General features: G+C 39.4%; 9 protein-coding genes. 7 read left to right on the plus strand and 2 right to left on the minus strand.

The window, feature by feature from the left end; all coding sequences use genetic code 11:
• The first annotated feature begins 13 nt into the window (after positions 1–13).
• From ATE34_RS02040 to ATE34_RS02070, 7 genes are all read left to right on the plus strand, one after another.
• Positions 14–856 carry an aldo/keto reductase gene (locus ATE34_RS02040; protein ID WP_084910885.1) on the plus strand — a complete coding sequence of 281 codons (843 nt, stop codon included), beginning with the start codon at positions 14–16 and terminating at the stop codon, positions 854–856.
• Positions 857–1,144: 288 nt separating this feature from the next.
• Entirely contained in the window at positions 1,145–5,656 is a 4,512-nt protein-coding gene (locus tag ATE34_RS02045; RefSeq protein WP_084910887.1) for a S8 family serine peptidase, read from the plus strand.
• Positions 5,657–5,958: 302 nt separating this feature from the next.
• Positions 5,959–7,152 carry an AAA family ATPase gene (locus ATE34_RS02050; protein ID WP_061587564.1) on the plus strand — a complete coding sequence of 398 codons (1,194 nt, stop codon included), beginning with the start codon at positions 5,959–5,961 and terminating at the stop codon, positions 7,150–7,152.
• The gene (locus ATE34_RS02055; RefSeq protein WP_061587565.1) at positions 7,152–7,841 is read left to right on the plus strand and encodes a hypothetical protein; all 690 of its coding nucleotides are present in this window, start codon (positions 7,152–7,154) and stop codon (positions 7,839–7,841) included. The genes ATE34_RS02050 and ATE34_RS02055 overlap by 1 nt, the downstream gene beginning before the upstream one ends.
• Before the next feature lie 313 nt (positions 7,842–8,154).
• Positions 8,155–9,072 (plus strand): glycine--tRNA ligase subunit alpha, encoded by a 918-nt coding sequence (gene glyQ / locus ATE34_RS02060; protein ID WP_000038733.1) that lies wholly within the window; start codon positions 8,155–8,157, stop codon positions 9,070–9,072.
• 211 nt (positions 9,073–9,283) lie between these two features.
• Positions 9,284–11,320: a glycine--tRNA ligase subunit beta gene (glyS, locus tag ATE34_RS02065; RefSeq protein WP_084910888.1), complete on the plus strand. Its 2,037-nt coding sequence runs from the start codon at positions 9,284–9,286 to the stop codon at positions 11,318–11,320.
• A 44-nt stretch (positions 11,321–11,364) separates the two neighbouring features.
• Entirely contained in the window at positions 11,365–11,622 is a 258-nt protein-coding gene (locus ATE34_RS02070; protein WP_000377481.1) for a DUF896 family protein, read from the plus strand.
• Between the two features lie 82 nt (positions 11,623–11,704).
• Here ATE34_RS02070 and ATE34_RS02075 read toward each other — a convergent pair whose 3' ends face one another.
• Together ATE34_RS02075 and ATE34_RS02080 are read right to left on the minus strand one after the other, a co-directional pair.
• Complete coding sequence (locus tag ATE34_RS02075) at positions 11,705–12,949, minus strand: NAD(P)H-dependent oxidoreductase (protein ID WP_000673667.1); 1,245 nt, start codon at positions 12,947–12,949, stop codon at positions 11,705–11,707.
• A 17-nt stretch (positions 12,950–12,966) separates the two neighbouring features.
• Positions 12,967–13,572: an NADPH-dependent FMN reductase gene (locus ATE34_RS02080; RefSeq protein ID WP_000915933.1), complete on the minus strand. Its 606-nt coding sequence runs from the start codon at positions 13,570–13,572 to the stop codon at positions 12,967–12,969.

A 13,572-nucleotide genomic window follows, 5' to 3' on the forward strand; every position in this document is an offset into this window, starting at 1 on the left:
GAAAGGAAAAAGGATGAAATCATATACCCTTAATAATGGAGTTTCAATTCCTGTTCTAGGATTTGGAACATGGAAAGCTGAAAATGGAGAGGTGGCCTACCAAGCTGTTTTAGAAGCTTTAAAGGCTGGTTATCGTCATATCGATACTGCAGCTATCTATAAAAATGAGGAAAGTGTTGGTCGTGCTATACGAGATAGCGGTATTCCACGACAAGAAATCTTTGTAACGACTAAACTTTGGAATACCATTCACAGCTATGATGAAACTCGCCATGCATTTGAAGAATCAATGGAAAAACTGGGATTGGATTATCTAGATTTGTACCTTATTCATTGGCCAAATCCAAAACCACTAAGAGAAAATGACGAATGGAAAATTCGCAATGCTGAAGTCTGGCGAGCGATGGAGGATCTTTACAAAGAAGGCAAAATCCGTGCTATCGGCGTTAGTAATTTCCTTCCCCATCATTTGGATGTTTTGCTTGAGACAGTAAGAGTCATTCCGGCGGTCAATCAGGTACGCTTGGCACCAGGAGTTTATCAAGAGGAAGTGGTTGACTACTGTAGAGAGAAAGGAATTCTCCTAGAGGCTTGGGGGCCTTTTGGGCAAGGGGAGTTGTTTGAACAGAAAGAAGTCCAAGAAATTGCTGCTAAGTATGGGAAATCAGTGGCTCAAATTGCCTTGGCTTGGAGTTTGGCAGAAGGTTTTTTACCTCTACCTAAGTCAGTGACAGCCTCTCGTATCCAGAGCAATCTTGATTGTTTTGGAATTGAACTCAGCAAAGACGAGCGAGAAGTCTTAAAGACAATTTCAGTGACTTCTGGTGCACCACGTGTGGATGAGATGGATTTTTAGTTTGTGAAATCTATTTATATCGAAATGATGAAGACTAGGAATTTTTAATCCTAGTCTTTTTGTGTATAAAAGTCTAGATTGTTTGTATAATAAAATAGTTTTATAAATTGAAATAAATGAATAAATCTAAAAGATGTTGCTTTGATAGAGCAAATAACACGAACAATAAAACTAAATAAGAACATTACATACGCAAATATTACATTTTTGTGACAATTCAGATTTTTATGAAAATTTTTGATTATTTGCGTTATAATGGGTATACTTTAAAGAAAAAGGAGATTATTTATGGATAGACGACAACGTTTTTCATTACGGAAATACAAATTTGGTCTTGCTTCAGTTTTGCTGGGGACTGCTTTGGTTTTTGGAGCAAGTCAAGTTAATGCCAATGAGCAGAGTACAGGTGAAAATCAAGCTCAAACTCAGGAAATCAAGACAGAGTTAAAAGATGATAAACACTCAAACTCTGCGACTGACTTAACTACCGCTAATGGGATAGCTCCAGTAGTTGGAGAGAAACAAGAAGCTGAAACTTCTAAAGAGGATGCTAGTAAACAAGATGCTAGGGTAGAAGCCCCAGTTGATAAAACTGTCGAATCTCAAGAATCAGGAAAAGATAGCGCAGTTGCAAAAGAAGAAAATCAAGGTATCGTTCAGAAAGAAACAACAGTAGATACCAGTCCAGCGCCTGCTACTGAGAAGGCTTCTGACTTGGAGGAAAAAGAGGCTCAAGTAACGACAGCTCCGAAAACTACTGGCGAGACAGCAACTACTGAAAAGGAAAAACAAAATGCTGAATCTGCAAAACCCAATAGTATTTCAAGTAATGATATCATCACAGTACCGAAAACTTGGAAGGCTGGTTACAAGGGGACAGGGACCGTTGTTGCCATTATTGACTCAGGGCTTGATTTGAATCATGAGGTTCTTCGAATTTCGGATCCGTCAAAAGCAAAATTTAAAAACAAGGAAGCCATCGAAGCAGCTAAAAAGGCTGCTGGAATCGATTACGGTAAATGGTATAGCGATAAGGTTGTCTATGCCTATGACTACTTTGACGGAACGGATAAGATCAAAGAAGCAGAAAGAACTTCTCATGGGATGCACGTAACAGGGATTGCTGCTGGAAACCCTGATAAAGAAGCACCAAATGGTGAAAAGGTCTATGGTGTGGCGCCAGAAGCTCAAGTTATGTTTATGCGTGTCTTTTCAGACCGCCAAAAAACGACCAGTTCTGCCCTTTATGTAAAGGCGATTGATGACGCAGTTGCCTTGGGAGCAGATGCCATTAATATGAGTTTGGGATCTAGCACAGGTTCTATGGTGGATGCTGGTTCTGATATTGTGGATGCCATCAAACGGGCTCGTGCCAAGGGAGTTTCTGTTCTTATCTCAGCAGGAAATAGCAATACATTCGGAAATGGTTATTCAAAACCGCTAGCCGAAAACCCAGACTATGGCTTGGTTGGAAATCCATCCACTGTTGAAGACTCAATTTCAGTTGCTTCTGTCAACAATAAAACATTGACAACAGCCGTTTTTGAAGTTAAAGGTCTAGAGGGAAATGCCGGCCTTCATAACGGCAAATTTGATTATAATCAACCTGAGGCAGATAAGGATTTTGAAAAAGGAAAAGAGTACGAATACGTCGAAGCAGGGTTAGGTCGTGAAGAAGACTTTGCGAAGTTGGATTTAACTGGGAAACTTGCCCTCATTCAGCGAGGAGCTATGAACTTTTCAGAGAAGATCAAAAATGCACGAAAACACGGTGCAGTTGGTGCATTGATCTACAATAATGTAGAAGGTGCAAACATCAATATGTCTATTGATGATGAAGCAAAGAAAATTCCTTCTGTATTTATTTCTAAACAGTATGGTGAAGCCTTAAAATCAGGAAACTACAAGATTGTTTTTAATGGTAAGATGGATAATCGCCCATCTGATGTAGCCAATCAGCTATCTGACTTTTCAAGTTGGGGAGTGACCACCGATGGACAATTGAAACCGGATGTGACAGCTCCTGGTGGCAATATCTACTCATCCTTTAACGACAATACCTATGGTAGTATCAGCGGAACCAGTATGGCGGCTCCTCATGTTACGGGTGTTGCAGTTCTGGTTAAAGAATACCTCCAAAAACACCATCCAGAATTGACTCCTGAGCAAGTATCAGAGACTGTCAAGGCCTTGATTATGTCAACTGCAAAACCACATGTTCATAAGGACACAGGCACTTATACCTCTCCTCGTCAGCAAGGTTCTGGTATTGTGGATACAGCTGCTGCAGTGTCAACAGACCTCTATGTAACGGGTGAAAATGGTTATCCAAGTGTAACTTTAGGAAATGTTGGAGACCAATTTACTTTTAAGGTCACTGTACACAACATTTCAGATACTGACCGTACTCTCAAGATGGTAGTGAATACCAATACAGACGAGGTCCAAGATGGAAAATTCACCCTTCGACCTCGAAAACTAACGGAGACAGTCTGGCCTGAAGTGACGGTCAAAGCCCACAGCAGTCAAACAGTCACTGTAAAAGTGGATGCTCGAAAATTTGCTGCTGAACTCAGCAAACAAATGCCAAATGGCTATTTCCTTGAAGGTTTTGTTCGCTTTGTAGATCCGGCAGATGATGGGGATATTGTGAGTCTTGCATTTATGGGCTTCCGAGGTGAATTCCAAAATCTCCCCGCTGTCGAAAAACCAATTTACAACCTTATTCGAGAAGGGAAAAATGGATTTTACACGGAAGTAGACAAGGAAAATCCTGCCGTTAACTACTCTAATGATGCCACCTATCTCGCAACCTTGCAAAATGACCTTCTAGTTTCTCAAGGTCAACGCCAAGGACGCCGAATTACTGTTCTTGGGATCGAACAAAATGCTGAAGGTAAGCATGTTCTTCAGTTGGACGAAAAAGGGAATGTCCGTATTGCTATTTCTCCAAACGATGATGGAAACAAAGATCTGGTTGAATACAAAACGGTTGCTTTGAGAAATCTTGTAAATCTTCGGGCTACAGTTTATGCTGCTACGGATACCAAGCATGAACATCCTATTTGGGAGGGCGATGCAAAGGATCTCCGTAAGAACTATTTTGATGGTGACAGTAGAAATCTGAAGAGTTATATTCTAGATAATACTGCTTGGAGAGGTCAGGATTTTGATGGCAATACTGTTGCGGATGGTTTATATGACTATGTTATTAGTTACACACCAGACGTTCCAGGAGCCAAAGAACAATACACGACCTTTAAAATTCAAATTGATACTCAAAAACCTGTCATCACAAGTGGTTATATTCGCTTTAAAGATGGAAACCAAGAATTCGTAGCTCGCAAACCAAAAGATGTGGGTCAAGGCGGTATCCTTTCAGAAAAAGTCTTCTACCTCACACCATTTGACCAGAAAGGGACCATGGTTCTAACTGGGAAAGACCAGTCTGGAACGCGTGCGCTTGAGAACACCCATCTGATTAAGGCCAATGCTTATGGTAGTTATACACTTCCTAAGGATGTTGACAAGGCTAATATTTACTATCTTGTAGAGGACTATGCAGGGAATGTAGACTATATCTCGCTTGCTGAACTTGTGCGCGATCAAAATAGTGGTCGAGTGAAAATCGCCTTGAAGGATGCGAAAACAAACCAAGATATTGATACCCTATACGTCTATCGAATCAAAAATAGCAAGGGACAATATGTCGATGTCGACAAGTCAAAAGCGATTCATTTCTTACAGTTTGGTCATTATACGGCAGAAATTTTCAGTTATGACCGAACAGAATTGAAGTTTATCAGTGCCTTGTCCCAAGAGTTTGACCTGACGGAAGAAAATAGTTTCCAAACCATTACCTTCCTAGCAAATCTCCTAGAGTATGCTCCGGTATCTGTTTCTTTCAATCAAGCCGTTCCAAAGACGACTACAGTGGTTCTGAAAGGAGAAGATGGTACAAGGATCGCTCTTCCTGCTGAAAAATATGGTCAATACGCCTTCGGCAAGAAAGTTGCTATAGGTCGTTATACTGTAGAGATCGGCTTACCGACTGGATATGAACTCCTTGAAGATCTCGTTTCCTTGCTCGTTCATCCAGGTCGAAATAATGCTTTGCGCCTATCTGTCGTGTCTAAGTTGGCCTTGATTGCTGCGGTAAATCAACAAAAAGAACTGGTAGAAACATCTCGTTACTTTAATAGTAGTGCAGATAAGAGAAGAGCTTATGACCAAGCTTTCCAAGTGGCACAGTCAGCCTTGTCAAGCAAGTTGAAACAAGAATTGATTGATGGAGTTCTCGCTAGTCTTGAAGCTGCTGGTAAGGATTTGGATGGAAAAGATTCGAACGTGGCAGCCTTGAAAGAAGCTATGAAAGCTTACTATGCAACGACTAAAACGGGACGATATGCTAATGCCAAGGAAAAAGTACGTAGAGCTTATGATCGTGCCTTCCAAGAAATCGCCTTACTTGCTGTGGATCCTAAAGTCAAACAGGATCAAATTGACCAATCTCTCATTGCCCTTGCAACAGCTAAAAGTAAACTGAATGGCAAAGCTACTGACTTCTCTAGTCTGAAGAAACTGGTCAAGGATGAACGCCTTTTCCAAGAAAAGAATGCGAGATTTATCTATGCAGACAAGAAAGAAAAAGCAGCTTATCTTTTAGCCTTTAAAGAAGCTCAGGAACTCCTTAATGATCCAGGAGCGAGCCAAGAAGATGTCAAAGATGCCATTACAGTCTTGAAACAAGCCAAGAGAAATCTGCATGGCAAAAAACCAAAAGCAAGAAGACATCCTTAAACAGGAGTTTCTGAAGCTTTACTGATAAATGAGTCTGAAACTTTGTTTTCAGACTCATTTTTGGTTTACACTAGCTAGGAAATCTGCTATAATACTAGCTAGGAAAGAAAGTCTTATGGCGTTCTTCAAGCGAGCTTGGGATAGTGGGAGCCAAGTAGGACAAGGTAAGAAACTGGCGCTTTCTGTCGTATTTTAAAAAACAATGAAGTAATAAATTAGGGTGGAACCGCGTTTCTGACGCCCCTAGGTCACAGACTTAGGAGTAAAGACACGGTTCTTTTTCGTGTTTACGGAGATATAGAATGGATATAACATATAAATTTTTAGATAATCCAAAAGAAATTAACCTTTCTATTGAAGGGTTTTCAGTCCTTTATGGTGATAATGGTGTTGGAAAAACTAGAATATTAAGAACATTAAGTTCAATTGCAAATTTAAAGAAAATAAGTTCAAGTGTTTTAGAATTATTAGAAAAAAATAATTTAGAATATATAAAAATTAATAATGAATCAATATTGAGCATATTTGATGGCGAGAATAGAGAAAATAAATTAGCTGATAACTTATATGATAATTTTATTAATGATCATTCAGATGCATTTAAAGATTTGTGTATTGTATTCTCTGAAATTATTAACCAAAATAGATTTGTGCCTTTTTTTCCAATTTCAAAATTTGTTGGATATAGCAGGAGATTAGAGAGAATATTAGAAAGAGGAACTAGAAGGAATCTATATCAGGAAATCAGCATGTTAATAAATGGGATTACACATTTATTACGAGAAATTGAAAGGTCTGTTAGAAATATAGATATTGATGTTGAATTTGATATGGAATTGATTAATCTATCTAAAGATATCTTAGAGTATATCAGTTGGAATTTTGATAATTATAAATTTAAAAATAGTTTTAGAAGTGAAATCAGTGAGTCTCTAAATGAAAATTTCTTCTCTGAACCTTTATTTCAAAATAAAAATTCAAAATATATTTCTCCTGAATTGAGTGAGTTTAAAGCCGCGGAATCTCTTATGACACAAGAGCTTTTAATTGCCAAACAAAATTGTGCTAATTATAAATTAAAGTGTTCTTATGATGCTGAGGCCACAGAATATATCAAAGATATCGCATATTATATAGAAAGATTAGCGTTACTTAATGACTTTTTGGCTAGATACTCTAACATTAAACTAGAAGTGAATATGGAAAATTACTCTAGTTTAATTGCAAAGAAAAACGGGGATGAAATTGAGTTGAGTTTTTTATCATCTGGAGAACAACGATTAATTACCCTACTAGCTAATTGTATTTTTAGTGATGAGAAGATTATTTTGATTGATGAACCGGAAATATCTCTTTCAATAAAAAATCAAAGTAAATTAATGCTTGATATGAGTAATATATTAAAGAAGGCTAATAAAACATTGATAATCGCTACTCATGCACCATATATATTTAAGGCGTGTAAAGAATTAGGATTTAATAGGGTTGAACTATAATGAGAAAAGATTCAAATATAGATATTAGCTTAGATACGATTATTGATCCGGAAATAGAGAATGAGTTAAGTACAAATTCTATTGTTATTTATGCTGAAGATCCAGAATTCTATAGATATTATGTGTCTCCAAGTTCGATGGTTAGCATGGAAAAGTTAGATTGTATTGAGGTCCGTAAGTTAGTTAAAAGAGCTACAAGTGGAGTGATAGGTATTGTGGATGGAGATTTTGATGATAGTTTTGAACATGAAAATTTATTTAAACTAGATTATTATTCTATTGAAAATGTGGTGTTAATTTACCATAAAGGAGTACAAAAATTAAAAGAAAAAACACTAGTTTATTTAGAGAATAATTTAGAAAAAAAATTTAGAATCGATCATACGAGTGATGGTGAAAATATCACAATTAGAAAATCTTCCAGAATAGATTCAAGATTTGATGATTATGTGAGAAGAAAAATAATAGATAAAGATAGTTATATTAGATATATGGACTTGAAAAATTTTGTTAATGGTTTTAGTAGTAAAAATTATCAAAGCACTCTACCAACACAAGTAAAATTTGAAGAATTGTTTTCACAAGACTCGTTCGAAAGATTTGTTGAAGTTTTTACTAAATTTTGTGGAGATACTGATGATATAATTATGGATTATCCGCAAATATTTGATTTTTCTTTTCGTACATAGTTATAATTAAAGAAATTTTTATTAATTAGCGTAAAAAAATTTCAACAGTTTCTTTGAAATTAGTAATTCATTCTTGTCTAGTATGATTGACTAGGCAGACTCGTGTCGCAAGTAATTTATAGAAAAAGGAGTAAACAATGTCTAAAAAATTGACTTTCCACTGCGTCAGTGGCAGAGACCTCCTTACAGTCGGACTGCCCCACGCTCAGCACTAGAGTGCCTGAGCTAGACGCAGTACTAACTCGTCTTGCCTCGTATAATCGACAAGGCAGACTCGTGTCGCAAAAAATCATTTTTTATTAAGGAGTATTCAATGTCTAAGAAATTAACATTTCAAGAAATTATTTTGACTTTGCAACAATTTTGGAATGACCAAGGTTGTATGCTTATGCAGGCTTATGACAATGAAAAAGGTGCAGGTACAATGAGTCCTTACACCTTCCTTCGTGCTATCGGTCCTGAGCCATGGAATGCGGCTTATGTGGAGCCATCACGTCGTCCTGCTGACGGTCGTTACGGAGAAAACCCTAACCGTCTTTACCAACACCACCAATTCCAAGTGGTTATGAAGCCTTCTCCATCAAATATCCAAGAGCTTTACCTTGAGTCTTTGGAAAAATTGGGAATCAATCCTTTGGAGCACGATATTCGTTTCGTTGAGGACAACTGGGAAAACCCTTCTACTGGTTCAGCTGGTCTTGGATGGGAAGTTTGGCTTGATGGTATGGAAATCACTCAGTTCACCTATTTCCAACAAGTTGGTGGATTGGCAACTGGTCCTGTGACTGCGGAAGTTACCTATGGCTTGGAGCGCTTGGCTTCTTACATCCAAGAAGTAGACTCTGTTTATGATATCGAGTGGGCTGATGGTGTAAAATACGGAGAAATCTTTATTCAGCCTGAGTACGAGCATTCAAAATATTCGTTTGAAATTTCGGACCAAGAAATGTTGCTTGAAAACTTTGATAAGTTCGAAAAAGAAGCTGGTCGTGCCTTGGAAGAAGGCTTAGTTCACCCTGCCTATGACTATGTTCTCAAATGTTCACACACCTTTAATCTGCTTGACGCGCGTGGTGCCGTATCTGTAACCGAGCGTGCAGGCTATATCGCTCGTATCCGTAACTTAGCCCGTGTCGTAGCCAAAACCTTTGTCGCAGAACGCAAACGCCTAGGATACCCACTTTTGGATGAAGCAACACGAGCTAAACTCTTAGCTGAAGACGCAGAATAAAGAGAGTGACAGTTTACGAAAATGGGCGAACAGAGTGAGCCTTGAGCCAGTTGCCGTAGTGATGAAGGTATCCTTGGTGAAGCTAAGGATACTAGGCAAAATTGGAGACTTTCGGCTCCAATTTTAGCAATGAAACAACGAAGTTGGTTGCTTGCGTGCCAATCACATAAGGCAAACTGGAAAATAAAAAGATACTTTTCGGAGAAAAAACATGACAAAAAACTTATTAGTAGAACTCGGTCTTGAAGAGTTACCAGCCTACGTAGTAACTCCAAGTGAAAAACAACTAGGTGAAAAAATGGCAGCCTTCCTCAAGGAAAACCGCCTGTCCTTTGAAGCCATTCAAACCTTCTCAACACCACGTCGTTTGGCTGTTCGTGTGACTGGGCTTGCAGACAAACAGTCTGATTTGACAGAAGATTTCAAGGGGCCAGCAAAGAAAATTGCCTTGGATGGTGATGGAAACTTCACCAAAGCAGCTCAAGGATTTGTCCGTGGGAAAGGCCTGACGGTTGAAGATATTGAATTCCGTGAAATCAAGGGTGAAGAATATGTCTATGTTACCAAGGAAGAAGTGGGTCAACCAGTTGAATCTATTGTTCCAGGTGTTGTGGATGTCTTGAAGTCAATGACTTTCCCTGTCAGCATGCACTGGGCTAACAACACTTTTGAATACATCCGCCCTGTACACACTTTGACAGTTCTCTTGGACGAGCAAGAATTTGATTTGGATTTCCTTGATATTAAGGGTGGTCGTGTGGGCCGTGGTCATCGTTTCTTGGGACAAGAAACCAAGATTCAGTCAGCATTGAGCTATGAAGAAGACCTTCGTGCACAGTTTGTAATCGTGGATCCTCGTGAACGTGAGCAAATGATTGTTGACCAAATCAAAGAAATCGAGGCAAAACATAGTGTACGTATCGAAATTGATGCGGACTTGCTGAACGAAGTCTTGAACTTGGTTGAATACCCAACTGCCTTTATGGGAAGTTTTGATGCTAAATACCTTGAAGTTCCAGAAGAAGTCTTGGTGACTTCGATGAAGGAACACCAACGTTACTTTGTTGTTCGTGATCAGGATGGTAAACTCTTGCCAAACTTCATTTCTGTTCGTAATGGAAATGCAGAGTATTTGGAAAATGTCATCAAGGGTAACGAAAAAGTTTTAGTTGCCCGCTTGGAAGACGGAGAATTCTTCTGGCGTGAAGACCAAAAATTGGTCATTTCAGATCTTGTTGAAAAATTGAACCAGGTGACCTTCCATGAAAAGATTGGTTCCCTTCGTGAACACATGATTCGTACAGGTCAGATTGCCGTCCTTTTAGCGGAAAAAGCTGGTTTATCAGTGGATGAAACGATTGATCTTGCCCGCGCAGCATCCATTTATAAGTTTGACTTGTTGACAGGGATGGTTGGTGAGTTTGATGAACTCCAAGGAATTATGGGTGAGAAATATGCCCTTCTTGCTAGGGAAGCTCCAGCAGTTGCGGCTGCCATTCGTGAACACTACATGCCTACATCAGCGGACGGAGCTCTCCCAGAGAGCAAGATTGGAGCCATTCTAGCCATTGCAGACAAATTGGATACGATTTTGAGTTTCTTCTCAGTAGGCTTGATTCCATCAGGTTCTAACGATCCTTATGCCCTTCGTCGTGCAACGCAAGGTGTAGTTCGTATCTTGGATGCTTTTGGTTGGCACATTGCTATGGATGAGTTGATTGATAGCCTTTATGCTTTGAAATTTGACAGCTTGACTTATGGAAATAAAGCAGAGGTCATGGACTTTATCAAGGCTCGTGTTGATAAGATGATGGGTTCTACTCCAAAAGACATTAAGGAAGCGGTCCTTGCAAGTTCGAACTTTGTCGTGGCGGATATGTTGGAAGCAGCAAGTGCTCTCGTCGAAGCAAGCAAGGAAGAAAACTTCAAACCGTCTGTAGAATCTCTTTCACGTGCTTTCAACTTGGCTGAGAAAGCAGAAGGATCTGAAACAGTTGATCCTGCTCTCTTTGAAAATGAAGAAGAGAAAGCCTTGGCGGAAGCAGTAGAATCACTCGTTTTATCAGGGACTGCAAGTCAGCAATTAGAACAACTCTTTGCGCTTAGTCCAGTTATTGATGCTTTCTTTGAGAATACTATGGTAATGACCGATGATCAAGATATTCGTCAAAATCGATTGGCTGTTTTGTCGCAATTAACCAAGAAAGCAGCTAAACTTGCACGCTTTAACCAAATCAATACCAAGTAGACTCTCTATTAAACGAACTGTATCTTTTTACAAAGGAGATAAACATGGATTCAAAAAAAATCGCTCGTATCAACGAGCTCGCTAAAAAGAAAAAAACAGAAGGCTTAACTTCTGCTGAAAAAGTAGAACAAGCTAAACTTCGTGAGGAATACATCGAAGGCTATCGTCGTGCTGTTCGTCACCATATTGAAGGAATTAAGATTGTTGATGAAGAGGGAAATGACGTCACACCAGAAAAACTACGCCAAGTGCAACGTGAAAAAGGTTTACACGGTCGCAGTTTAGATGATCCTAACTCATAAAATGAAAGGGGGCTGTAGATGATTTACAAGCCCTTTTTCTGTTGTAATAACAAAAGGAGCCAAATGGCTCCTTTTTGGTTTCTTAGTTGCTTGCACCAGAAGTAGCGTCTGCGCCACCACCGTGGCCTCCAGCATCACCTGAATCAGAAGCGCCAGAAGTAGCATCAGCGTCTCCATGACCTCCAGCAGCAGGAGCAAATGGTCCGCTACCACCTACCAAACGTTGACCCGTTTCTTTTAGGTACCAGTCAAGCCATGGTTGGAAGTTAAAGACAATTTCATTGATACCAGCGTATGATCCGTCAGGATAGTACATCGCTTGGTAGTTGTGAGTATTGATGACGCCTGCAGGAGAACCTGGAACGATCGTACGGACGTATTCTTGGTTTCCGTTACGAAGTGTTCCGATAACCCACTCTACATTCTTCATACGTGCTGGTGGAAGAGAATTGTGAACAGTCGACATACGGTTACCTGATTGAGGTGGTACACGTTTGGCAAACATGGTGTCTGGATCTTGGTGAGCGTTGTTGTAGTAGAGGAATTGGTTGTTGTCATCAGCGTATGTCAATTCAAATGGCATAGCTTTCAAGAACATATCAATTTGGTTAACCGTCAAGATACCGTGGTCCAATTTGACATAGGTATCACCAGAAACAGCTCCAGTGATTGCAGCAACTTTTTCTACCCATTCTGGATCGTCAGGATCAACTTCTGTAATGGTTGTAGCGATTGGTTTTCCACAATCCAAGTCTTCTGGTTCAATTGGTTTTGGTTTTTTCAATTTTGAAACGACTCCTACGTATTTTACAAAGTTATCTAAGCAAGTTTCAAGGAATTTAACAGTTCCTTCATTAGTGATATTTCCGTCGTTATCAAAAGCTTCCTTAGCTTTACCAAGAAGGAATTCATTACCTGGAAGCGTGTAGGCATTAACACCTGGAGCGTCAAGGATTTTACGAAGGTGAACTTGGGCACGTGATGTTCCTTGGTCATAGTATGATGCACCCACAATCATAACAGGCTTGTTTTCAAATGGATGAACTTCGTATGAAAGCCATTCGAGTACAGATTTGAGTGAAGCTGAGATAGTGTGGTTGTGCTCAGGAGTAGCGATAATGACACCATCAGCACGTGTAATCTTGTTATACAAGAAACGCAATTGGAAGCTTTCGTCCCATTTTTCGTCTTGGTTAAACATTGGAACTTCGTCAATTTCAAGAACTTCTAATTCAAATTTGAATTTGAAATTACGACGGATAAATTCCAAGAGTTTGCGGTTATATGATTGATCGTAGTTTGATCCAACAAGTCCAACAAATTTCATTCTTTCGGTCTCCTATCTTACAAATTTTCCCAGTCAAATTCTTCTGCATCTTTGCGAAGCAATTCTTGTGCATTGCGCAATTTTTCAGTAATCTTCACAAAGATACGGAAGTCATCAAAGATGGCATCCAATTTTTTGATGACATCAAGGTCAACCAAGTCACCACTTGGGTTAAATGCTTGAAGAGAGTGTGAGAGCAAGAATTCATCTGGAAGAACATTTGCCTTGATTTCAGGAGCATTCAAGATTTGACGAAGTTGCAATTGGGCACGAGATGAACCAAGTGTACCATAGGAAGCACCAGTGATCATGATTGGTTTGTTCAAAAGTGGGTAGATACCGTAAGATAGCCAAGCAAGAGCGCTCATCAAAACTGCAGGGATAGAGTGGTCGTACTCAGGAGTACCGATAATCACACCGTCAGATGCTTCAATTTTAGCAGCAATCTCAAGAATTTCAGCTGGAAGTTGCTTATCTGCTGGTTTGTTGAAAACAGGGATATCCTTGATTTCAACGAGTTCAATTTCAGCTTTATCCGCAAAGTGTTTTTGCATGTATTGGAGCAATTGGCGGTTTGTAGAACGTTTAGAGTTCGTTCCAACAATGGCAATAAGTTTTAGCAT

Source organism: Streptococcus oralis subsp. tigurinus (assembly GCF_002093545.1).
Lineage (GTDB): Bacteria > Bacillota > Bacilli > Lactobacillales > Streptococcaceae > Streptococcus > Streptococcus oralis_C.

What these genes read in the sequence shown, in the direction of transcription:
- glyS (WP_084910888.1), top strand. Translation starts at nt 9,284, where the DNA reads ATGACAAAAAACTTATTAGTAGAACTCGGTCTTGAAGAGTTACCAGCC.
- ATE34_RS02055 (WP_061587565.1), top strand. Translation starts at nt 7,152, where the DNA reads ATGAGAAAAGATTCAAATATAGATATTAGCTTAGATACGATTATTGAT.
- glyQ (WP_000038733.1), top strand. Translation starts at nt 8,155, where the DNA reads ATGTCTAAGAAATTAACATTTCAAGAAATTATTTTGACTTTGCAACAA.
- ATE34_RS02075 (WP_000673667.1), bottom strand. Translation starts at nt 12,949, where the DNA reads ATGAAATTTGTTGGACTTGTTGGATCAAACTACGATCAATCATATAAC.
- ATE34_RS02050 (WP_061587564.1), top strand. Translation starts at nt 5,959, where the DNA reads ATGGATATAACATATAAATTTTTAGATAATCCAAAAGAAATTAACCTT.
- ATE34_RS02080 (WP_000915933.1), bottom strand. Translation starts at nt 13,572, where the DNA reads ATGCTAAAACTTATTGCCATTGTTGGAACGAACTCTAAACGTTCTACA.
- ATE34_RS02040 (WP_084910885.1), top strand. Translation starts at nt 14, where the DNA reads ATGAAATCATATACCCTTAATAATGGAGTTTCAATTCCTGTTCTAGGA.
- ATE34_RS02045 (WP_084910887.1), top strand. Translation starts at nt 1,145, where the DNA reads ATGGATAGACGACAACGTTTTTCATTACGGAAATACAAATTTGGTCTT.
- ATE34_RS02070 (WP_000377481.1), top strand. Translation starts at nt 11,365, where the DNA reads ATGGATTCAAAAAAAATCGCTCGTATCAACGAGCTCGCTAAAAAGAAA.